Source organism: Bacteroides sp. GM023 (genome assembly GCF_014750685.1).
In the GTDB taxonomy this organism is placed as follows: Bacteria; Bacteroidota; Bacteroidia; order Bacteroidales; family Bacteroidaceae; genus Bacteroides.
This window is the reverse complement of sequence record NZ_JAAXGE010000007.1, coordinates 435,201-460,132: the sequence shown is the minus strand read 5'-3', so window position 1 is coordinate 460,132 and position 24,932 is coordinate 435,201. Positions and strand designations below refer to the sequence as shown.

Annotated in this window: 12 protein-coding genes; 1 reads left to right on the top strand and 11 read right to left on the bottom strand. The window is 44.5% G+C overall.

From position 1 onward, the window contains the following. Positions 1 to 36: 36 nt before the first annotated feature. From HC965_RS17025 to HC965_RS17010, 4 genes are all read right to left on the bottom strand, one after another. Entirely contained in the window at positions 37 to 3,060 is a 3,024-nt protein-coding gene (locus tag HC965_RS17025) for a SusC/RagA family TonB-linked outer membrane protein (RefSeq protein WP_191032579.1), read from the bottom strand. Between the two features lie 39 nt (positions 3,061 to 3,099). Continuing rightward, entirely contained in the window at positions 3,100 to 5,007 is a 1,908-nt protein-coding gene (locus HC965_RS17020) for a RagB/SusD family nutrient uptake outer membrane protein (RefSeq protein WP_191032578.1), read from the bottom strand. 32 nt (positions 5,008 to 5,039) lie between these two features. Further along, on the bottom strand, positions 5,040 to 8,189 hold the full coding sequence (locus HC965_RS17015) for a TonB-dependent receptor (RefSeq protein WP_191032577.1): 3,150 nt from the start codon (positions 8,187 to 8,189) through the stop codon (positions 5,040 to 5,042). A gap of 210 nt (positions 8,190 to 8,399) precedes the next feature. Further along, positions 8,400 to 12,554, bottom strand: a complete 4,155-nt coding sequence (locus HC965_RS17010; RefSeq protein WP_191032576.1) for a hybrid sensor histidine kinase/response regulator transcription factor — start codon at positions 12,552 to 12,554, stop codon at positions 8,400 to 8,402. Between the two features lie 241 nt (positions 12,555 to 12,795). Between HC965_RS17010 and HC965_RS17005 the strand changes: the two genes are divergently transcribed. Beyond that, positions 12,796 to 13,794, top strand: coding sequence for a family 43 glycosylhydrolase (locus HC965_RS17005; protein WP_191032575.1), 999 nt, complete (start codon positions 12,796 to 12,798; stop codon positions 13,792 to 13,794). 267 nt (positions 13,795 to 14,061) lie between these two features. Here HC965_RS17005 and HC965_RS26780 read toward each other — a convergent pair whose 3' ends face one another. The 7 genes from HC965_RS26780 to HC965_RS16975 all read right to left on the bottom strand — a co-directional run bounded on the left by HC965_RS26780 (position 14,062) and on the right by HC965_RS16975 (position 24,911). Next, positions 14,062 to 14,196: a hypothetical protein gene (locus tag HC965_RS26780; protein WP_255508747.1), complete on the bottom strand. Its 135-nt coding sequence runs from the start codon at positions 14,194 to 14,196 to the stop codon at positions 14,062 to 14,064. Positions 14,197 to 14,647: 451 nt separating this feature from the next. Beyond that, positions 14,648 to 15,793, bottom strand: a complete 1,146-nt coding sequence (locus tag HC965_RS17000) for an ATP-binding protein (protein WP_191032574.1) — start codon at positions 15,791 to 15,793, stop codon at positions 14,648 to 14,650. Positions 15,794 to 15,927: 134 nt separating this feature from the next. Then, positions 15,928 to 16,797 carry a TonB family protein gene (locus HC965_RS16995; RefSeq protein WP_191032573.1) on the bottom strand — a complete coding sequence of 290 codons (870 nt, stop codon included), beginning with the start codon at positions 16,795 to 16,797 and terminating at the stop codon, positions 15,928 to 15,930. 102 nt (positions 16,798 to 16,899) lie between these two features. Then, on the bottom strand, positions 16,900 to 18,846 hold the full coding sequence (locus tag HC965_RS16990) for a glycoside hydrolase family 97 protein (RefSeq protein ID WP_191032572.1): 1,947 nt from the start codon (positions 18,844 to 18,846) through the stop codon (positions 16,900 to 16,902). Positions 18,847 to 18,864: 18 nt separating this feature from the next. Further along, complete coding sequence (locus HC965_RS16985; RefSeq protein WP_191032571.1) at positions 18,865 to 21,366, bottom strand: alpha-L-arabinofuranosidase C-terminal domain-containing protein; 2,502 nt, start codon at positions 21,364 to 21,366, stop codon at positions 18,865 to 18,867. Between the two features lie 165 nt (positions 21,367 to 21,531). Further along, the gene (locus HC965_RS16980; RefSeq protein ID WP_191032570.1) at positions 21,532 to 22,500 is read right to left on the bottom strand and encodes a glycoside hydrolase family 43 protein; all 969 of its coding nucleotides are present in this window, start codon (positions 22,498 to 22,500) and stop codon (positions 21,532 to 21,534) included. Between the two features lie 74 nt (positions 22,501 to 22,574). Beyond that, positions 22,575 to 24,911, bottom strand: a complete 2,337-nt coding sequence (locus HC965_RS16975; RefSeq protein ID WP_191032569.1) for a beta-galactosidase — start codon at positions 24,909 to 24,911, stop codon at positions 22,575 to 22,577. Positions 24,912 to 24,932 lie beyond the last annotated feature (21 nt).

Here is a 24,932-nt window from a genome sequence, read left to right as displayed (position 1 = left end):
TTGTAAGTTTTTAAAGTTCAAGATTTAAAGTTTCTTTTAAAGCCCTATCGACAAACCGACATGTACGGAGCGGGTAGCAGGATAAACGTTGTTTCCCATAGCTTCCGGGTCAGTCAGGTCAATGCTGTCGATACTGAACAAGTCAGTTCCTCTAACGTACACCTTTGCATTTTTCATCTTAATCTTGCTCAACCAGGAAGAAGGGAGTTTGTAGTACACCTCACAATTGCGCAACTTCAGGAAAGAGCGGTCGGCCAACCATATCGAACTTGTCTTCAAGTTATTATCCACCGTTTCAGTGCTTAGGCGAGGGAAACGGGCATTGGGGTTTTCCGGTGTCCAGCGGTTATTATAGGCATATTGGGAGATATTCGTATTGTCAATCAACGGAAGATACAGATTGGACGACAGGACAGAGGTATAATTACCTACTCCCTGGAAATAAGCATTGAAGCCCAGTCCTTTCCATTCCAGTCCGACATTGAATCCGTAATAGATTTCCGGACAAGTAGAGTTATATCCCATAGGTATATAATCATTCTCATTAATCACATTGTCGCCGTTGATGTCTTTGTACTTGATGTCACCTGCCCTTACCGGTCCGAACTGTTGCGGAATACTGTTTGCCACATCGGCATCATCCATAAAATAGCCCGTTGCCTGCAAGCCGAAAATCTGTCCGACAGGTTTGCCCGTAGAACGCAGATAGTCATATGCCTGCGGTGATTCCATCATTTCAATAATCTTACTGCGGCTATAAGAGAATGTACCTCCCGCACGAAGTTGGAAATTACCGATTTGCTTGGTATAATCCAGTCCAATCTCCGTGCCCCAGCTATCCACAATACCTGCATTCACGTAAGAACTCGATGCACCCAATACAGCCGAATTTTGTCCGGCGGAACTTACCCAGATGTCCGAACGTCTTTCATAAAATCCGTCGACAGTCAGAGTCAATCCTTTCAAAAGAGACATATCCAAACCCAGATTATACTTATATGCTTTTTCGGTAGTTCCGTTCAGAGAAGGAAGTCTTCCTTCCGTCCAACCGCCATCACCTGTAAAATCGGCTCCTACAGGATAACTGCTTCCACCTACCATTGTCGTATGCCAATAGCCGTCGGCAGGAATATTATCCGTCCGGATGATACCGAATGAAGCACGCAGTTTCATAAAGTCAATAACACGCTGGTTCTTCATGAAATCCTCGTTAGAAAGCACCCATGCCAGGCCGACTGTAGGCGCCAGTCCCCAACGGCTGTCCGGGTCCAGTTTATTGGAAGCCGAAGTCATCAAGGTGAAATCCGCAAAATAACGGTTGTTGTATCCGTAATGCGTATACCAACCCGCGTTCTGAGTATATAAAGAGTTATTCGTTCCATTGCTGTTATCGTATTTATAGGTGTACAACAACATACTATAAATATCATGCTTGCCGAAAGTACGCGACCAGTCCACATTCATCTGAAAATTGAATGAACGGTATTGCCAGTCAAGTTTGGCATTATCTCCTGCTACACTGCTCACAGAACCTCCCGTGAAATCAGTCAGCGTTGCCGGCTCTCCATTGGTCCAACCCGCCACAGATTTCATTCCATATTTATAGTTCACCGTATAGTTCTCCCAGTAAGAAGCGATATTATCATATCCCATGCGCACGGAAGCACTTAAACCTTTAGTTACGGATGACAAGTCCTGACTCAACTTCATGTCTGCATACAGAGCACGTGTATGTCCTTTGGAATATCCGCGTCCCTGCGTCAAGGCAACCGGGTTATTATAACCGTCCCATGTAGAGTTACCTCCCCACAGTCCGTCTTCCGTTTTGACAGGAAAAGCTGCCGACGGTACAGAGACAATCTTATACATCAAATTATCACTACCCAAACCCGGACGGCTGAACTCATTCAGTACTCCCATAATATTGGCCTGCATACGTGTTTTCGGACTCAAATCAATATCCAGATTGGTACGGAAATTAGCTCTTGAATATTTGTTCTGAGTGGAATAACCGTCATTCGTACCGGTATTATCAATAAAGCCCCGGTTATTCTGCAAGTTCAGCAAAGTGAAATAACGCATCTTCGTAGAACCTCCACGGAAACTTAACGTAGCAATATCCGATGCTCCCTGGTCCCTGAACACCTCGTCAGCCCAATTCACGTTCGGATATAAATAGGGATATTTGCCGCTTTTATAAGCGTCCAGCTCATTCTGCGAATAGCGGGCGGATTTACCGGCATTCGTATAAGCCTCGTTCACCGCACTGGCGTATGTATAAGCATCTGCCATCTCCGGAACACGCGTCTGAAAGTCGAAAGAATGGTCGTAGGAGAAATTGATTTCTCTCGTTTTATATTTACCGCGCTTGGTGACGATATTGACAACACCGTTGATACCTCTGTAACCATAAAGAGCCACTGCCGCAGCGTCACGAAGAACACTTACCGATTCCACTTCTTCGGGAGTAATATAATTCAAGACCTGCCAGTTATTATCACGTTCCAGCCCGTCTACTACCAAAAGAATGCCATTATTACCGTTCAGGGTTTGCAGGCCACGGATAGTCATGGAAGGAATCTGGTCCCACGCTGTACCCGTCTTTTGCATGGTGGTCAATCCCGTTACATTGCCATATAAGGAATTTCCCACACCGAATGAAGAACGGTTGTCTATCTGGTCGGCATATACAGTAGATACGGCTCCCGTAGATTCTGCATTTGTCTGATTCAATCCGAAACCAACATTCACTTTCTCGCCGGAAAAGTCGAAAACAATAGTCATTGCTTTTCCGGTCGTCACCGGCACTACTTTCGTATCGTCGCGTCCTGTCCGTATTCTTAAAAGATGTTCTTTATCCGCAGTGATTGCAAACAGCCCGTTCCTGTCAGTCGTAACCTCCTGTATCAACGGATTGTTTTCAATGGAAACCAATGCACCCGCCACCGGATTGCCCAACTTGTCAACCACCTTTCCGGTTACACTGTTTTCTTCCTGCGCCATACCTTTCAGGCTGACGCAAGCTAACATTGCCAAAGCTATTATTTTATATTTTTTCATATTGTTCTTTCTAAAATTAACCGTTGTTTCTGTCCAACATTACCAACCCGGATTTTGTGTCAATCCATATCCCTTGTTCACTTCGGAAGGCGGGAAAGCCTGCAAATACCACTTCGGGCTAAAGTTGCTCCACCACGAACGGGCGATACTCCGAATCGTGAAAGGCTCATACTTGAAATCCGAAGGTTTATTCGGGAAGGTGGAACTGTTGCCACTCGTACCCGACCACGGAGTATTACCACCGCCGTCATTACGGTAAATCATCAGTCCGTGCAACGGAGCCCTGAACAAATCGGCACGTTTATAACGAATCATATCAAACAGGCGGACATCTTCCAATCCCAGTTCGCAAGCGCGCTCCCGAAGAATTTCTTCCAACAAGGCATCGGCATTGTTAGTCAGATTCTTACCCGGATTACATTCTGCCAAACCTCCCAAACCAACGCGGGAACGTACCGTATTGACCAGTTTGATAGCTCCAGCCAAATCATTCTTTGCTTTCAGGCAGGCTTCCGCATAAATCAGATATACCTCGGCAAGGCGCAGATAAGGCCAATGCGGATAAATACCGGAAAGTGAGCCTTCCTTATAGAATTTATAAAGACGGAATCCGGTAGCTGTTGTGCCCGTTTCAGTGCTCGTGCTATTCTCATTCTCACGTCCACCTGTCCATAGTTCGGCAGCGTGGTCACCGTAGCTTGCTCCATTCACCAAGATGGTTTCATACAAGCGTGGGTCGCGAACCGGTTTGTTATAATCATTATCTGTGAAGAACGGGTCGCCGCCATCTGCCAGGAGAGCATCTGTAAACGGAGTTCCATCACTCATCGGGAACATTTTCATATATTCCAGTGTCGGAGTATATCCGCCGTTGCCAACAAAGCCTGTCCATTGGAACCACCAGCTTCCATGCTGTCCGGAGACACGGGTTGAAATCAAGACTTCCGTATTATTCTGGCGAATAAAATAAGCTTTATTGAAGGCGTCGCGATAAGCAGCGCTGGTAGTGCCGCTGGCTTCCATCAATGAATAACCGCCACTGGCTTCCAACTCGGTAAAGAACGCATTACAGGCATTCCAGCACCGTGTCCACCAATCTGAATTGTAGCTGCCATACCACACCTGATGATTTGTCACCGCTTCTTGAGGAGATTCCGTGCAATACGGTTCATTATCATTGAACAGCGGACTGGCTGCAAACAGCAACACTTTGCATTTCAAGCCCATAGCAGCAGCTTTGGTGAAACGTCCCTGCCAGTTGACATCATCTGCTCCCAAGCTCCAGGGAAGAGATGGTGTAGCGGCAGCTTCGTCCAGCATACGAATCATAAATTCTACCGTAGCTTCCGCAGTAGCGCGGGGTAGCTCATATTCTGCCTGTACGTCATATGCTTTTTCCAACAACGGAAGGCCACCGAAATGGCGGAAAAGGTCGAAATAACGGGAAGCAATGACAACCTTCGCTTCCGCTGTGAGACGTGTCTTCTCTTCATCATCCATATCGGGCACAAGGTTCACATTCTCGATAAATGTCAATGACTGGCGGATAGCCTCCCAACATCTTTCTTTTGTATAGCTGAAACGAGTCTCATTCGAATCATCTTCATCACTGGCCTTGTAAGCACCCGAGTAATATAAACGATTCACACCGTCCCAACTGTTATGGCTATGCCAACAATCGGACATCGTTTCAAACATACCGGTATTCATTCCTTTATTCCAGGAATCCCAATAATAAGGCAAACCGAAATAGAGTTTGTTGTAAGCATCCCAAAGGTATGCACGGGCATACTCGGCTTTTCCAAAAATAGAGTCCTTATTCAATTCACCCGAAGACGGTGCTTTTTCAAGAAAACTATCGCCGAATTTTATTTCATCGACACAGGATGCAGAAAAGATTGCGATTCCTGCAAAGGCCGTTATAAACCATTTAGTCAAATGTTTCATATTCTTTTTATTTTTAAGCTAAAATGAAGATATTAGAATCCTAACTTCAAACCGATATTAAATACACGGGTGAGCGGATAGTTAGGACGGTCACTCTGACGATTTTCCGGGTCTCCCCAGTCATATCCCGTGAAAGTCAGCAGGTTGTAACCATTCACATACAAGCGGCAATTACTCAACTTGAGTTTCTTCATAAAAGAGAAATCGAAGTTATAGCCAATCTCTACATTTTTCAGACGCAAGTAACTCGCGTTAATCAGATACAAATCAGAACCGGCATAGTTATTCTTCGAATGGCTTTCCGTTATACGCGGAAACTTTGCAGTGAAAGTATCTTCGGAAGAACGCCATGTGTTTTCATATTGATAGAGCAACAAACCTTTCTGCTGCGTATCACCTAGCGGTTGTCTGAACTCACTCAACATACGGTCTACATTCCAGGCACCCGTCCACTGCATGGAGAAGTCGAAATTCTTCCAGGAGAATCCTACATTCAAACCTGCGGTATATTCCGGTACATCCGTGAAACCGATATTACGTGTATAGTCATTACCATTTATTTTTCCATCACCATTCAGGTCTACATACACTGCATCACCCGGTGATAAAGTAATTCCATGGTCGGCAATGGCGCGTCCGAATTCTTCTTGATGGCGTATATCAGCCGTTTCATCATAAAATCCCCAGAATTTATACATCGAACGTGAACCGATACGGCGTCCTGTCTTATACATCCACGGTTCATCCTGAGCTACTTCATTCATATATACAATCTTGTTGGTTGCATAAGAGAGGTTAAAGTTAGCCCAATAACGGAACTCTTTATTTAGATTATCATTCCACTTCAATTGCAGTTCAACACCTTCATTCTTCGCCTTACCTACATTGACAACCGGAAGTGTCATACCTAATATAGAAGGAAGGTAATCCGGTTCAACTAGAATATCCTTACGATTTTCTACAAAATAATCGGCGGAAATACTCAAACGCTCATTTAAGATAGTTAGGTCGATACCATAGTTTTGCTTGACTGAAGTCTCCCATGTAGCGTCCGGATTTGAGCTAGTAGCCTCATACGCACCAGGCTTGATGGCATTTACGTTCTGTCCGAAATAATATCCGTGAGTATTCTGATTGCTTCCCGAACCGTAACCATAAGAACCGGGTAGATACAAGAAGCGTGTACTTCCCATCTTGTCATTACCTACCATACCAACTGACGCGCGGACTTTAAGATAATTCAATGTTTTCTTCAAAGGGGCGAAGAAAGGTTCTTCACTAACAACCCATCCTACTGAACCTGCAGGGAAGAAACCGTAACGATTACCGGGAGCAAAGTTCTCGGAACCATTGTAACCTGCGTTGAATTCCGCCATATAGCGTGTTTTCCAGTCATAGGTGACGCGTCCTACAAGACCTACATAGCCTGAAGGAATATAAGAATACGTTCCGCCCGGATAATATTTCTTCGATTGATTGTAAAGCACAAGTCCGCTTACATTGTGATCGCCAAATTTGCGGTTGTAGCTTAAAGCTAACTCCATATACCAGTCACGCGCCTTGCCGAAATCGCCATCGCTATAACTCAACTGACTGTCGCTTCCTTCTTTACGGAAAGTAACGGCACCTTTGTCGTCAGTAACCGGCACATAGTAAGCAATGGAAGAAGTGGCTTTCTTTGTAGTCGCATATTCTGAGTTGTATGACCCTTTCAGTTTAACAGAGAGTCCCTTCGTTATGAAATCCAGTTTCTGGTCGAGAATTAAGTCAAGATTCAACACATTGGTTGTCAATGTACGGAAACCTTTGCCATAATAAGAGTTCAACCCATCGGCGCCTGTAAACGGGAGATATGTCGAGTTGGACACCACCCGATTACCATCTACGATACCGGCACCCGCAAAAGGAACCGCCCAGTAAAGTTTACGGAACAACTGGTTTTGGTCTTCTCCCGATTCGGGAGTACGTTTCACTTCGATACGACCGCCGATATTCACCGAAAGCAGTGTGGTCTTAGTGACATCAAAGTCCAGATTCGCACGATAATTATAACGCTTATAATCGAAGTCGAAATCTTCACCGGCATTGAACTGCTTGAACATACCGCCTTGGGTAAACATACCTGCGGACACAAAATAGCGCATATTATCCGTACCACCGGAGATATTGACATTGTGTTGCGACTGGAAAGCAGCCTTATTCATACAATAATCAATCCAGTTAATATCCGGATAGAGCAAAGGATTGGTCTGGTCACGAAAAGTAGTAAGCTGGTCGTCTGTGAAAACAGGATTACCACCGTCGCCAACTTTCATCATATTATAATAAGAAGCATACTGGTAGGAATTGGCAAATTCCAATTCCTTCGTACGCAGGTTCACACCGACTGAAGTAGAGAAAGAAACTTTAGCCTTTCCCTGTGCACCACGCTTGGTTGTGATAAGAATTACACCATTCGCTCCACGCACACCAAATACCGCCGTAGCTGAAGCGTCTTTAAGAATAGTCACACTTTCAATTTCATTGGGGTCGATTTGCGACATATCACGTTCTACGCCATCCACCTGAATCAACGGAGAGGCATCTTGCCATGTAGCAATACCACGCACATAGATATCGGCAGCATCGGCACCCGGCTCACCGGAATACTGCACAGAAGAAATACCCGTCACCTGACCGGACAGAATATTGGAAATAGAACCCGCAGGAGTTTTCAACAAATCATCTCCTTTCATGGAGGAGATAGCACCCGTAATGGATACTTTCTTCTGCACACCGTAAGCTACGACTTCAACTTCTCCCAGTGACAACGCGTCTTCTTCTAATACTATATTGAGACTAATACCTTTTCTAACGGTTACTATCTGGTCTTTGTAACCTATAAAACTAACTTTAATTTTCGCGCCCGGCGCCGCATCCACAGAGAAGTTTCCATCCATATCGGTAATCGAGCCACTGGAAGTACCCACTACCGTCACATTCGCTCCAATGACAGGCTCCCCATGAGCATCTTTCACCGTACCTTTTACTTTGGAGTTTTGTTGCACTACCTCCGGCATCGGACTTTCGTCACTATAGCCTTTCAGAGGAATCAAAAGAAATAAGAACAATGAGAGCACTACCGGAACCAACCGATATTTATTTCCCACTTGTCTTTCATGGAAGGTCTTTTGTTTTTCCATTTAGTATAAACATTAAGATTAAACATTAAATAAACTACGTGGCTCTTCTATCTCGAACAACCACTGCAAACATAGGCAATCGCCCTCCAACCGGACTCCAATCATACTTATTCGAGGTTGAATTTTAGATATTCCACTAAATTGAATGATAATTCGACATAAAAAGCCCTCTCACGACGGCAATATACCGGACAAATAAAAGAGAAGGAATCAATCCTTCTCTTCATTCTGAATAAAACGTTCGATATATTCGGAAGGTAACATTCCGAATTCTTTCTTGAAGCAGGAACTGAAATATTTGGGGTCATTAAATCCTACCGCATACGCTAATTCGGATACGCGTACTGCCGTTCCTTTTTCTTCCATAATCCGGCAAGCTGCCTTCAGGCGAACATTACGGATAAAGGCAGACGTATTGAGTCCCGTCAAGGACTTCAACTTCTTATATAAGGTAGATTTACTGGTTCTCATTTCTTCGGCAAACTGCGGCTGGTCGAAGTCGCAATCATCTAAATGATTATTCACACAGTCGATGGCGCGTTGCATAAAATCCTCATCAAGACTGGTATAGTTCAAATCCTTCACTTCAAAAACGAGTTGGTTCTTGAAGTCATGCGCCATTCTTTCCTTGTATTTCAATAAATTGCGGATGCGGGCATGAAGCACTGTCAGATTAAACGGTTTGCTGATAAAGGCATCTGCTCCTACTTCGTAGGCTTCCGCACGGTCTTCTTCCTTATTTTTAGCGGTCAGCAGAATCACCGGGATATGGCTGATCTCCAATTTTCCTTTCACATATTTGCAGAACTCGATACCATCCATCTCAGGCATCATCACATCCGAGACAATCAGGTCGATGTCTTCATTCTCTAAAACGACAATAGCCTCTTTCCCGTTCTCGGCAGTGAAAACATTGTAATCACGCTTCAGAAGTTTCACCATCAACTGCAACAATTCTTCATTATCTTCTACCAGCAGAATCGTGTTTTCTTCATTGCCGGCAGAGGGAACATGAACAACTTCTTCCGGTTCTTCATAATCAATCACTTTCTGTACGGGAAGAATCGCTTCATCATCTATCTGCTCTTCTTCAAAATAAGAACGGTCGATAGGCAGCATGACAATAAATTCCGTACCTCTGTCCATTTCACTTTCCACAGTGATGGTTCCGCCGTGCAACTCTACCAGGTCTTTGACCAGAGAAAGCCCGATACCCGTACCGATGGTGTTCGACCGCCGGTAATCACCCTCATAGAAACGTTGGAAGAGGGTTTTCTGCTTTTCTTTCGCGATGCCTTTCCCATTGTCTCTGATGCGGAGAAGAATAAAATCCTGATTGTCCGCATACGAAAGATTTATCTGTATATATCCATTCTCACGGTTATACTTGGCTGCGTTGGAAAGAAGATTATAGATAATCTTATCCAGTTTGTCCGGGTCGAAATAGCCGATGACGGAATCCGGGTCACAGATAACGGAGAAGTGTATCTTCCTCTTTTTTATTAATGGTTGGAAACTCTCGGCTTCGTTCCTGACAAAAGCCGCAATGTCACCCGGCGATACACGGAGTTTGAGATTGCCTGTCTCTGCCTTGCGAAATTCCAGTATCTGCTGCAAAAGTCGAATCAACCGGCGGATATTACTGCTCATTACAGAATAAAGGTCGTTATGGTCGGGAGCCTGAACTTTCAGCTCGTCCACTGTGGCGGAAATGATAGTCAGCGGCGTCAGTAATTCATGAGTAATGTTGGTGAAGAACTGCAACTTGGCATGATTCAACTCTTCCGCTTTTGCCTTTTCCATTTTACGCAAGCGAAGTTCGTTTCGCAATAGCATACGATTCTTGGCTGCACGATACAGATAGAAGCCGATAATGAGTACGATGGTTATATAAATAAGGTAAGCCCACCAGGTCGCCCAAAAGGGAGGAAGTACCACGACGGTCAACTCACGGATATAGCCGCTCCACATTCCGTTCTCGTTGGCGGCTTTCAACTGGAATTTATAAGTACCGCTTTTCAGATTGTTGTAGTAAGCAAAACGCCGTTCGGCATTGGTGTATTGCCACTCCTTTTCGAAGCCATCCAGTCGATACGCATATTGATTCAATTCAGGATTCTTATAAGTGAGCGCGGCAAACTCTATACTGAAATTATTGTATTCATGCGGCAGTTCTATCCGTTCGGTGAAAGAGGGCATATAGGGAGAAATCCGCTGCCGGACTTCCTGTGGAAGTGTATTGAAAGAGCGATTGTAGATTTTAATATCCGTAATCAGGAAGGGAACTTCGCATTGGCGGTCTTCCATATGGTCGGGGAAGAAACTGTTATATCCTTTGTATCCACCGAAAAAAAGTTCTCCGTCCCAGTTGCAGGAAGATTGGGCGATAAAGAAATTATCCTGCAATCCGTCGGCTGCCGTATATACCCGGACGGAAGGTTCTTTTCCTGCTGTCTGTACACTCAGCTTCACGAGTCCGGCATTCGTACCCAGCCAAAGATTCCCTTTCTTATCTTCTTCAATGCTTCCCACCATATCGCCCGGAATGTTATATTCACGGTTCTTTTCTTCAAAAAACTGTTTTTCACGGTTGTAGAGGTACAGTCCGCCCCCTTCCGTTCCGGCCCATAATCTGCCAAGCTGGTCGGTGAAAAGACACAGTACGGTGTTAGTCAGTAATTTGCCATTACGAAAGCTATAATTGGCGTATTTCAATGTGGAAGGCTGGCTGAAATCACCTGTAATATGGATAATTCCGAAGTTTGACGTGGCTATCCATATGCTATGGTCTTTATCTTCTATTATATCTTTCACAAAAATCCAATTCGTAGAATAACCGTCGCCGAAATCCATCCATCCGAATTTATACCCATTGCCGTCTGCCATTCTTATCCCAAGACTTCCGCGAGTACCTACCCAACAGTTGCCGGCTTCGTCTTCGTAAAGGGCGGATACACAAGAAGTGCCTATGAAGTCACAATCATTAGGAAGCAGGTTCTTTACTTTCTCGCCTTTGCGGTAAATGAAAAGTCCGCCGTCATAAGTACCGAACCATATTTCTCCGTTTCTCCGTTGGATGATGGAATTTATCGTCGGCACGGATGCTATATCGGCAAATTCGGGCATATGCGAATAGAGCGTCAGTTCACCTGTGGTATAGTCCTGGCAGGCGAGTCCGTAGGTTCCTATTCCCAGCCAGATATTGCGTTCAGAGTCTACAAACAAGGCTTTCACCGATGTGGTAGGAATGTCCTCGTCCTGAAGGTTGAGACTATGGCGGATAAATAGAGGTTCGTAAGTATCGGTCATCAGGACACCGCCTCCGATGGAGCCCAGCCACATATTGCCAAAGCTATCCCGAAAGATAGAATTGATTTCATCACAAGGGATATGATAAAGAGAATTCCTCGAATTGTAATTGATAAAGACTCCCGGTTTTTCATGTTCCATTACACTAAGGCCGCTACGCGTACCAATCCACAATGTGTTTGTATAGGCATCTTCCGAAATATCATAAACGATATTGTCCGACAGGGAATTTGCGTCGCCTGTCTTGTGTGTATAGTTGACATAAGAAACGTGCTCCATGTCTTTAGGATTCAAGACTTTGAAAAGCCCCTGCGCCCAACTGCCCACCCAAATATTTTTATAGCAATCTTCATAGATTACATGAGCCGAATTACGGTCGTTTATGGCAGGATAAGCATAAAACTTTTCTTCACCCGGTGAATACCGATAAAGCCCCGCTTCCCAGGTTCCAATCCACAAGTCCCCTTCGGAATCTTCGTACAATGACTTGATGGCTGTATAGTTCAACACTCCGCCGGACGCTTCCGCTCCGTACACGGCAAAAGAATCGCGTTCGGCTATATACCGGCAGAGGCCGGAATCAGTTCCTATCCAAACGCTATTGTCCCGCGTCACCAATAAACAGGAAACGATGTTGTTGGGAATGACGGGGGACAGGAATTTACGTATCTCACCGGTTTTCTTGTTCAGTACGTTCAACCCTTCCTGAGTACCAATCCAAAGATTGAAATCATTATCATCGCCCAGGCAATAAATATTGTTATTGGTAAGCAAGCCGGGAGAATACAGGTTGGATTTATAAAGCGTAGTCCGGTAACCGTCGTACTTGAAAAAGCCATAACGGGTGGCAAACCACATAAATCCATCCTTGTCCTGATAAACTTTCTGCACTTCATCCGTGAGAAGGCTATTGAATATGGTGAGTTGCTTAAAATTAAAATGGGAAGTTACAGCATATGAAGGTATGGCAGCATGAAACTCCATAACTATCAACTGTAAAATAAAAAACAATACTGTTCTCTTAAAACAAGCATACATACTTGCTGTATTTTTCATATCTCTCCTAGATTAGTAACAGTTACAAATATAGAAGATTCAAATTGCAAAGATGTGGAATTATCGGTCTTTTTTGTCTGTATAAAGTGCAAATACGATAAGAATATGATATCATTTATCCTTTATGCGTCTCTATGATGATATTTGAATGATATTCTTCCCTCTTTGACGTATATGTAACCAAAATATAAAAAAGAAAAGGCTATTTTTGTTCCATTAAACCAAAGTTACCATCAAGAATATGAAACATCTATTTTTCAAAACATTTTTTCTTTGTCTGTGTCTTATCGGAGCATCAGAAGCCATAGCACAAAAAGGGTTTCGTAATCCTGTTTTACCCGGTTTCCATGCCGACCCGGAAGTTTTATATTCCCAACAAACCAAGCGTTACTATATCTATCCCACAAGTGACGGTTTTCCCGGATGGGGCGGAAGTTATTTCAAGGTCTTTTCATCGAAAGAATTAAAGGATTGGAAAGAAGAAAAGGTGATACTGGATATGAACAAGGATGTAGCATGGGCGAACGGTAATGCGTGGGCACCCTGCATCGAAGAGAAAAAGATAGACGGAAAATATAAATATTTCTTTTATTACAGTGCGAATCCTGCCACCAATCAAGGCAAACAAATAGGCGTAGCTATAGCCGACTCGCCTACCGGCCCTTTCACGGATTTAGGGAAACCGCTCATTACTTCTTCTCCTGTAGGACGAGGACAGCAGATTGATGTGGATGTATTCACCGACCCCGTATCCGGCAAGAGTTTCCTTTATTGGGGGAATGGATATATGGCAGGTGCCGAATTGAACGAAGATATGGTGTCTATCAAAGACGAGACTGTCAAAGTGATGACGCCCGAAGGCGGTACTTTGGAAACGTATGCTTTCCGCGAAGCGCCTTATGTATTCTATCGGAAAGGTATCTACTATTTCCTTTGGTCTGTGGATGATACCGGTTCACCGAATTATCATGTGGCTTATGGTACCGCCAATTCTCCGTTAGGCCCTATCCAGGTGGCCAAAGAGCCTGTCATTCTGATACAATCGCCCGAAAATGAAATCTATGGTCCGGCGCATTGCTCTGTTCTGCAAATTCCCAAGAAAGACAGGTGGTTTATCGTTTATCATCGTATTAATAAAGAGTTCCTGAAGAATGGACCGGGATGGCACCGGGAAGTCTGCATAGATCGGATGGAGTTCAACGGAGACGGAACGATTCGTCCCGTAGTCCCTACACCTTAAATATAGTCTTTGGTTTCATTAGCAGTTCCTCAAGATACAGAAAAATGGGAAGATAACGGGTTCCTCAAGAATTAAAGTTTATCGGATGCCAATGCTGAAGATTTCCCATATTCCTTTGTACTAGAAATAGACAGTAGTAAGGCCGGAAGAATTTCCAAGCACTTATTATTCATTTTTTCAGAAATGCCCTTCACCTTTCACGATGCCCTGTTCATCGGCATCAAAGGGTGAAGGGTAGCCTTTCACCTACCCTTCACCCCAGCCTTTCTACCCTTCATTCATTTTCCACTTGCCATCTCGGAAACTCTCACCGCTTTCCACCCACACTCCTCTCTTTTTCAGGCTGTATATGATTCCCCTACGTAGTCTTCCCCAACCATTAGCAGCCTGACTCTGATTCATTACTAACAAACTTCCTGTATATTATAGGTAAACTTCTTATCCTCAGTATATAAAGTTCATCTTTACTAATTGTAATCTATAAATGCAAGTTGCATTTATAAAATCAAAGCTTGCATTTTTATAAATGAAGGTTTCATTTATAAAAACAAAGATTGCGTTTATAGTTTACTCGTAATCAAAAAGAAGTTTAGTTCCTATAGAAAGGAAGTTTAGACCTTATAGATAAGAAGTTTATCTATAAGGGACAAGAGGTTATCTATTACTACTTCTGCCCCGATTACTTGTTATATCCGGCTTCCATTAAGAAGATATCCAGTATATATAGTTATGGGTGAAGAACGAGAAGGAAAAGATGAAAGAGTGGTGAAAGAAAGGTAAAGACCTGCCCTTCACCCGCTAATGCCGATGAATAGGGCATTGTGAAAGGTGAAGGGTATTTTCTTGAATATGATTATTTTAGTATACCAGCATAAGGTAATGTTTGCAACCACAATTCCATAAAACGGTCGTATACACAATATCCCTCTTCCGCCTTAAACACATATTCTTTATTAATCAGAAATTTAAGAGCTGCATTAATACTACTCGAACCTTTCAATCCATACTTTTTAATAAATATGGAACTATTAATAGCTGCTACGAACTGCTCCCGGGCGATAGCGCGCAACAAAGTTGACTGATTTTCGGTCAACATACCATATAAACGCTGGTATTCATCCACCTCGGAACGAACTATATCCGCCAAACATTTCTCAAATATGGTTTCATTCAAAACAGTCTCCCTTTGTTCATAAAGTCGGTTCAGTACATACTGGATATACCATGTATGACCATTAAACCGTTGATAAATCATCTGAAAAAGTCCATCACTCAATTCTTTTCCTCCTGCCTGCATCCAACGTATGGCAAAAAGAGAATAATGTTCCAAAGGGATTGGTGCCAGATTCATATTTTCCGTACTCCGGTAAAAAGGACGTTTCGCCGAACCAAACATTTCTGCCATAAGATGTTGTTTGCTTCCTGAGAAAATGAAATGTACATGAGGTAAAAATTGGATGTAAGAGCGTAACAAGCCTTCTACCCCTTTTACCGGATATTCAGTTATCTGCTGAAACTCATCAATAGCGATATAACATTCCTTTCCCGAATGTTCCAAGTAATCAAAAATCTCTTTCAATGTCGCTTGCGCCTGGGAAGGTTGAAAATCAAGAGTTGCTTGTGGCACTCCCGTTAAGACATCGGGAGAAAACACTAAACGGCAACTTTTAAAGAAGCCACTGATTGCCGCCAACGTCTTCTGCGATAAATTATCTAATTTGCCAATCACAGTCTGCCCGAACTGAATGATAAAATCATCCAGACATGTCGTAGAAAAAATATCCATGTAAAAACAAGCTGCCTCCGGATAATCCCGTCGTATCTGATGAAAAACGTTCTGTATTAATCCGGTCTTACCCATACGGCGGGGGCTCATTAAGGTCACATTTCTTCCATTCCGTAAAGCGGAAATCAAATGTTCCGTTTCTTCCATCCGATCACAGAAATACTTAGGACCAGCATAGGCATAAATCAAAAAAGGATTACTTACGTCATTCATATTCAAGCAATTATTTATAGCGTAATTATTGTAGCACTTTTTATGCTACACAAATTACGCTATAAATAATGATTCTACCAAACTTTTGCCGAACAATCATTTCCATATGATTCCACAACGCTTCAAAACAATCATCAGTCAGCCATCATCTTCACATCGAGCGACGGAACACGGAACCAATATTCCACCCATCGCTTTTCTTTCTCCGGGATTGAGAACGATAACTTTATCAGATTGTCATGCAAGCGTTCCACACTGATTTTATTCTCCGTTCCTTCGGTGAAAATAGGGTCTGAGGATTTTCCCAATGTCTCTATATAAAGACTGTCTGAAGGTAAGCTATATTCCCCACGGGAAAAAATAACAGCATTCGAACGGGCATCCCTGCCACGTGTCATTATATTCATAAATGTATTATCGGCAGAGACAACTTTCAGAATGGGTAATAATGCTACTTTATACTCCTGTGCGTTAGGTTGAAGGAGACAACTTTGCCATACGCCTACCAATGTCTTATTAGTGATTTCTTCGCCGACAGGTATGGTAAGCTCGGGAATACTATTCATATTCGGAGCATGATTGTCTTTTCCTTTTGACAGATTGAACGTGATGGGGAGCGTGAAACGTACTTTTACCGTCTTACCGTCCGCTATCCCCGGCGACCATTGGGGCATTGCTTTCACTACGCGTATAGCTTCTTCGTCCAACAAGGAATCTACTCCGCGCACAACTTTCTCCTGCCCCAGTGTCCCGTCTTCCATTACGACGAACTGTACGATTACACGTCCTGAAACGCCGCGCTTCTGAGCATCAGCAGGATATTTGACATTGGTTGACAAGTATTTCATCATAGCCTGCATTCCGCCCGGGAACTCCGGCATCTTATCAGGAGTTAAAAAAACTCCGTTACTATCGACCCTGGGAGCAGATTCTTTCTGATGCTGGGCAGACAATGGTAAACACAGAAACAGTGCAATAAGAAGACTTAATAATTTTGTGTTCATGGCTATTATCTTTTTATGGTTAAACAATATAACGAAGATAACAATTTCAAGCCAAAAGACAAACAAAAGTATTGTTTATTTTCTTCTTATTGCAGCAGTTATTTACTTGTTTATCAATACAGCACCACCTTGCGGAAGAATTTCCAACTGCACCTTACCGTTCTCTTTCACTTTCAACGGAACAAGCTGCGGTTCACCTTTCTTGTCATCCTTATACAGGGATATCGTTTTTCCGGCAAACATGTCTAAATCCAGTTTCAATTTCAAAGGTTCTTTCCCTGCATTTACGGCGGCCAGATACCAGGTATCACCGTGACGGCGAGCCAGGACTACGTATTTACCGGGATAGCCGTCGATGAAGCGTGTTTCATCCCATGTGGTGGGAACTGCTTTCATAAAGTCCATGCAGACAGAAGAAACGTCATTCAGGTTATTCGGAGCAAGGGCGAAGTTCTGAACAGGATTTTGGAACAATACGGTGGTAGCCAACTGGAAGATATCAGTAGTGCGGCGAGTCGTACCGCCGTCGTTATTACGGTTCAGACGTTTATTCAGAAAACAACCGCCAAACTCCATGCTCCCCACTGTATTGCGAATAAACGGATGCAAGCAGGTATTGAAGGCTTCTTCGTCACAGAAGTGTTGGTTGAAAACCATATTCTCGGATGCCAGTACCGCTTCGCTTCCTACGTAGTTCGGATACATACGCTCCCAACCGCGAGGGATGGTACAGCCGTGGAAGATGACCATCAGACCGTGGTCGTCGGCATCACTGAGGATATCTTCATACAGACGCATCGTTTCCTGTTTGTCGCCACCGAAGAAATCGACTTTGATTCCTTTCACTCCAAGACTTTGCAGCCATTTCATTTCACGCTTGCGGATGATGGCGTTATCCATATGGTTGACAGGTCCTTGTTCAATATCATTCCAATAGCCGGAAGAACTATACCATAAGAACAGTTCTACGCCTTTGCTACGGGCATATTCAATCAAAGATTTCATCCGGTCACGTCCGATACGTGTATCCCACCAGTTATCGATTAGTGCATATTCATACCCCATAGCGGCAGCTAAATCTATATAGCGAACCTGGTCGTCATAATTGATGCTGTCATCCTGCCAAAGAATCCAACTCCAGGTGCCACGTCCGAAACGATAATCATGTTTCGTTTCATAGAGGGGAGTTACTACATCCCAGGCAATCGTAGTCTCGACTATCGGTTTCAGGTTCTCGCCAACGGTAATAGTACGCCAGGGAGTAGCGCCGGGAAGCGCGAATGCCGGGGAAGTTGTTCCGTTCCCATTGTTTTCTTCCGCCATCGGGAAGGCGGCAGTGTACAGGTTTCCTTCACGTACGTCGCTCAAACGCGAACCGCAGTAACGGCTGTCCACACCTGTCTCGCTGACTAATACCCAGCCATCATCACCTACACGAAACAGACAAGGGAAAGTGTATCCATGTCCGTATTGGGAACGTTCGCCCATAGGTGCGTCAACTTTGTATTCTTCTTCATAACTGGGTTTTGTACGTTTCCATCCTATCATGGCGTCACTTTGCGGACACATGAAAGTGGTAGTTTGCTGCGGGAAGCGGAATCCGGTTTCTTCGGCAGTAACAGTCACGCTTCCTTTTCCATCCTGACGGGGCAGAGTGTAGCGGAAAGCTACATCGTTGTTGCTGACACGAAAGACTACGTTCATCTTCTGTCCTTTCGGGTTCTCAAAGTTACAAATCAGTTCGTTCGCCTGATAATGGATTTGAGAGGTTTTGATACGATTCTGATGATAAACGGTATCAATCGGGCTGACGGCGTGTCCTGTCAGTTTCATTCCTTTGGAGAAGTCACCGATATTGGTGTTCATACCCAAAGGAGATTTCTCCAGCATTGGCTTTCCGTTGTAGGTAATGAAATAGGTTGGCTTTTCTGTGGGAGAAGTAAATACGACTAATTGCAGTTTCTCATCCGGGCCTTTCACAACTACATCCTGTGCCGTCAGGGAAGTCAGACAAAAACTGGCTAATAGAGTGCCTATAAGTTTCTTCATATAAACCATTGTTTCTGATTATTTATGTTGTGACGATTTCTCTTTATCTTGTGACGATTTCTCATTTGCCTTCTTTATCCGGATCACTGTAAAAGAATAAGCGGGTAACTGGCAGTCGAATTTTTCAGCTACTTCCATTGTATCTTCTATAGGCAACGGAGTATCTGCCGGCTTGCCTGCCAATACTGTTCTTTGGGCTGAAGATTGCACGGCGCCTATTCCGGTGAGGCCTACACTTGTATTAATCTCTACGGGAAGCAGGTTGACTAACTTCACAATCACATCTCCGTTTGCCGAGTCACGAACGATGGAAGAAGCAAAGCGTTTCTGTACTTTATCTTCTTTATTGTCAAGCACAATTCTGGACGGCAGATATTCATTTCCGGCATTCTGTCCGTAGAGTTTCTGCACGTAGTATCCGGTGGTAGGTTTCACTTCCCGGTTATTGAAATAGATTAAATCGGGACTCCATTGAGTATGTTTCTCTTTTGCCAATAGCGGGGCATAGGAAGTCATGTGTACTATGTCACCGTTACGTTCCAAAGCAGTCAGATAGAGTGCTTCTGTCAATGCGGTTTCGATATTCGCCTTTCGTCCGGGGATATGAGTGGCATACTCACCTAGGTAAACTTTCGTCTTTTTGTTGCGGTCATACTTGTCATAGAAGTCCTGGTTGTGCAGGAACCATCCCGGAGACTGGTAATAATGTTCGTCTACCATCGGAATACCTAATTTATCCGCCAATTTCCAACCTTCCACATAATCTGTGCCTTCATTGAAGGGGCCTACTGTACCTACGACTGTTATTTCAGGGTGTTTCTCCTTGATGGCATTGAATATCATCGTAAAGCGTTCCTCGAAAATATCGGTGATAAGGTCTTCATTACCGATTCCGAGATATTTCAGATTGAAGGGTTTCGGATGTCCGGCTTCGGCACGTACTTTTCCCCATTTTGTCTTTTTGGCATCACCGTTCGCCCATTCTATCAGGTCAAGAATATCCTGAATATAAGCACCCATCTCGTCCATCGGGATACCGCCTTGCTGTCCGCCTCTCAAATCACCGTGGCAGGCAGAGTTCTGACAAGGGACACCGGCTGCAAGTACCGGAAGCGGCTCTGCATCAATATCTTCGCAGAATTGGAAATATTCGTAATACCCCAGTCCCATGCTTTGATGATAGCCCCAAAGGTTACGTTGCGCCTTGCGTGCTTCAAGAGGGCCGACGGTGTTTTTCCATTGATAAATGTTTTTCAGTCCGTCGCCATGAGCCACACAGCCACCGGGGAAACGGATGAAGCGGGGATGAATATCCGCCAATACTTGCGCCAGGTCTTTGCGAAGCCCGTTCTTACGCCCTTTGAACGTATTTTGCGGGAATAAGGAAATCATATCCAGGTGCAATTCGCCTGCCGATTGAGGGATAATTTCAAGATGGGTATCGGCGGTGGTTTTGGCAGTTATCACCGTTTTATAGGTTTTCCATTGGCGGGAAGATATATTCAGGGATGTTTCTCCGCAGATGTTTCCTTCGCTGTCTACCAAGCGAATCTGTAGTCTATTGGATGTACCTTGCGGCACACGGGCAAAGACAGAGAAGTCATATTTCTCTCCGCTGTTTAATGCGATTTCATCAAAGCCTGTGTTTGCCAATGCCGCACCGGGGCGTTCTATTGCCAGTACAGCATAATGCGGGTTATTCCGGTGTATAGGAGCGACCGTATCAATCGTAAAAGTCGTTTTATCGCCTTTTAATGTCCAGGAGTGTGTACTGTTCCAATTTTTATCCCCTTCGCGGTCGGAAGGAGTGTATTCGAAGTCACGGTTCTGAATCAGTTCAGCATAGAGTCCGCCATCTGCCGAATAATTAATATCTTCAAAGAAAGCTCCCAGTAGCAGGTCGCTAATAGCTTTTGCATGTTCCGGCTGTACGGTAACTGTGGCTTTTACGGGTTTCAATCCGGCGAAACGTTCGCCATCCTGAACGGGACGTTCCGCATGAAGGGTATTCCGGTATTGATTCCATTCATAGTCCTTATTCAATCCGTCCACCAGTGTCCATGCCACGCGGTTGATAGTTCCTTTTTGTTCTTCGCCGGCAACGGTCGCTTTGGTTCTCGCTCCGTCGAAGTCGGAGGTGGTGCGGGGATATTGTTGGCTAGTCCAGTAAATCAGGTCTTTCGATGTGGCTTGTCCGTATCCATCGTGATTGTTCAGCTTCCAGGTACAAAGCCATTCGCCATCGGACGATTGCTTCAAATTAGGGTCGAGCATCTTTTTCTGTGAACCCCAACGGCTATAATCGCAACGGAGATAGCCGTAATTGCGGCCGACTTCAAACCATTTTTCCTTATCCATGCTCCAAGCAAAACGAAGTCCGCTGCGTCCGTCGTCACCGGAAGTAGCATACGAAAAAAGGTAAACTGAATCAGGAATATTCGTCGTTTCTCTGATTGCAGCTAAAGTGACCTGTTGAAACGATAAAAACAAGACAACTGACAGTAGGAGTAAATTTCTCATGGTATATGCGTCATTAAGATTATCAATCGCAAAGATAAGATTTTCATTGTTCTAACGAACTACTTTTAAGTGTAAATCTACCAATTATTATTCAAAAGCGTATGAGAAACAAGCGAACAAGAGTAATTTGTACAGCTTTATAGTATTATGTATGATTTTCCAGTATCAGAACTGCGGTTTGCCGTAGGCTTTGTACAAGCGTTTCAGTTCTTTTTCGGTGATGGGCATCACTGTGCCGTGACGTGGGTGGAAGTCCATACTGATGACATGATCTATTACTTTGAAGTTTTCGAGGTCGGTACTTTCTGTAAACTGGTACTTGCCTTTCATATATACGTCGTACATCAGGATGTACTTGTCAGAGCCTGTCAACGGGAAGATGCCCGAGCCTTCTACGGCTTCTTTGGTCTGTTGTTTATAGTCGTTGGATTCCTGCCATTGCCCGGAAGTCAGAGAGGGAGCGGTCGCTTTTTTGATTCCGTTTCCATCCCCTTCCGTTTTGTAGAACAGGTGGTAAAGTCCGTCTTTATAGATGATGTCGCCGTCGATACATGATTTTCCATTCCTCGGCAAAAACAAGGGTTTCGGTTCGCCTTCGAGGTCGGTAAAGTCCTTATTGGCGTATGCATAATAAATAATATCTGCGCCGTTGCCATGTTTCATTGACCAATATACCATATATTTTCCGGCTTCCTTGTCATAGACGGTTTGGGGAGCCCATACACGTTTCAGATTTTCCTGGTTGGGGTATTTCTTCTGAATATTCACAATGTTGGAAGTCCAGTGCACCAGGTCTTTCGACTTTAATAATATCATGGCACGGTTAGATTCCCATCCGTTTCCTGATACCATATCGGTAACCACCATATAGAATGTTTTGCCATCCTCGCAACGCAGTATATGCGGGTCGCGTACTCCGTCCGTAGAGCTTATCACACGGGAATCAAGTATCGGCTGGTTGCCATTCAGAGCTTTATAATTATATCCGTCAAGGCTGACGCCCATCCGGATGGCTTCTTCGCTCATCTTATTTCCGGTGAAGTAAACAAACAGGTAGGCGGATTGCTGGCAGTAGCCAGTCAGCACTCCTATAAAAAGGAGTGCCAAGAGGGTGGTGTATTTCTTCATATTCATTTTATATTCAATGCTTGGTGTATGGTGATAATTGGTGTATGATTATTGATGTATGATAATTTATGTACGATTATTTAATATTTGAAATCCGCAGGTTTCACATATACGCGATATTCACGAATCATGCCCGGATAATTCTTTTCAGCACGGGGCAGATAGCGGAAACCGGTTACTGTTTCTACTTTGCTCAAGTCAATAACCAAGTGATGTGGATAGGCAACATTGTCCACTGTCATCCAGAAAGTGGATTCCTGCAAGTCGAATATCTTATCGGCAGTACGGTTGCCGCTGCGGGTTTCTTCGCTGTCGGCGTAACGAATCTTCCAGTGTTCGCGGGATACCGGTTTGCCGTCCACGCCTAATACGTCAAATTCTGCAATGGCGGCAATGTTATCGTTTGCTTGCGGAGACAATGCTTCGAGACAGAAGAAACGTCCTTTCACCGGTGCTGTGAAGCGCACTTCCTGCCAGCCGTTACCCGGGGTAAAGGCGCCTTCGTATATGGCTTTCTCTGTTGACAGATTCAGTTTTTCGCCTTCTTTGCGATGTGTTTCCGGTGCTTTCTCACGAAGTACATCAAGGATAGGTTTCTTCAAGCCTTTGATAGTGGCTTTTGCCGGGCCTTTCAAGTCCAGGACAAGTATTTCGTTCTCTCCTTCTTTCAGCCAGCAGCCTGGCATGAAGAGGGTTTGCTGCGGACCGATTTCCCAAAAACGTCCCATAGCGTGACCGTTGACCCAAACCATACCTTTGCCCCATGTGCTCATGTCAAGGAAGGTATCTCCCACTTTATCGAGTTTAAAGCTGTTCTTGTAGTAGGCAGGCATGGTCGGCAGGATTTTGGTGTCGTTATACTTTTTGTTTTTGATGAAAGAGTAGTCTACCGGGAAGTTATACACTGTCCAATTCTTTAGATCTTTCGTCTGATTGCCGGAGATAAGTTCCACCTTTTCGGTGATACCTTTCCGGTCGTGGATGGATTTGTCGAAGTTGACACGCCCCATAGCTTCAACAAGAATATCCAGTTGTGTACCTTTCTTCAGTGCGGGAAGCGGGGTTGTAAACTCCCCTTTGCGACGGTCTAAACGTGCCAGGAGTTTGCCGTCGGCATATATCTGCGCCCAGTCATGCACTTCTGTTATCTTCAGGGTTGTGCCTGCGGCGGTGGCTTCGGACAAAGTAGTACGATACAGGATTGTTCCCCATCCCTGGTTGAATTGTTCCATCGGTTGGATTTCTACCGATTGTTTCGGTTCGGGCAAGTTAGAAAAAAGCGGAGCTACCTTGGTGAAATGAAACTCGGGAATCTCTATTACGGGCAATGCAGCGGGAGCTTCCGGCAAGGTTTCACCGGAGGGAAGATAGTTCTTCAGAAGGTCGCGCAGCAGGAAGTATTTCTCTGTTGTCCAGCCGGGTTCGCTAATGGGTGCATCATAATCGTAGGAGCTGCACATAGCGGAATAGGCGGGGTTGTTGGCACCACCCCAATGTCCGAAGGTCGTTCCGCCGTGAGTCATATAGAGACTGAAGGAGATATTACGGTCGAGCATATCCTTGATGCCTTGCACCATATCTTTGGCAGGACGCGTTTCGTGCTTGCGTCCCCAGTGGTCGAACCAACCGCTCCAAAATTCGCTGCACATCAGGGGAGTTTCGGGGCGTAGCTCCTTGAGTTTCTTGAATTGTTGGTCAATATTGGCTCCTGTTCCGAAGTTCACTGTCCATATAAGGTCGTCAAGGGCATTGTTTGTGAAGTTGCTGCTCCAGTCGCATTGGAACAAAGGAACATCGGTAAAACCGGATTCGCGGACTAAATCACGTACGGCAGACACATAGGGCTTGTCGGTTCCGTAAGAGCCGTATTCGTTTTCCACCTGTACCATGATGATATTACCGCCTTTATTCACTTGCAGCGGAGCCAGTTGCTTGCCGACTTCTTTCATAAAGATGCCGACACGTTCCATATAATAAGGGTCGAGCGTGCGCAGGGCAACGTCTTTTTTCTTCAGCAGCCACCAGGGAAGTCCGCCCATCTCCCACTCCGCACATACATACGGGCCGGGACGGACAATGACATACATGCCATGTTTCTGTGCGGTACGACAGAAAGCGGCAATATCATTCTGACCGGAGAAGTTGAATTTTCCTTCTTCCTGTTCATGGATATTCCAAAAGATATAAATACAAATCGTATTCATCCCCAACGCTTTGCACATTTCGATACGATGGTCCCAATATGCTTGCGGGATACGGGTGTAATGCAGCTCGGCTGCTTTCACCACAAATGGTTTGCCGTCCAGCAAGAATGTGTTCTTACCAGCCTCGAACTTGCGGGCAGTAGTCTGTGCCTGTGCACCACTAAAAATAACAACTGTAAAAAGTACCAGTAAAGCAAAGATTCTGTTTTTCATGGTTTATTCAAAAATAGAATT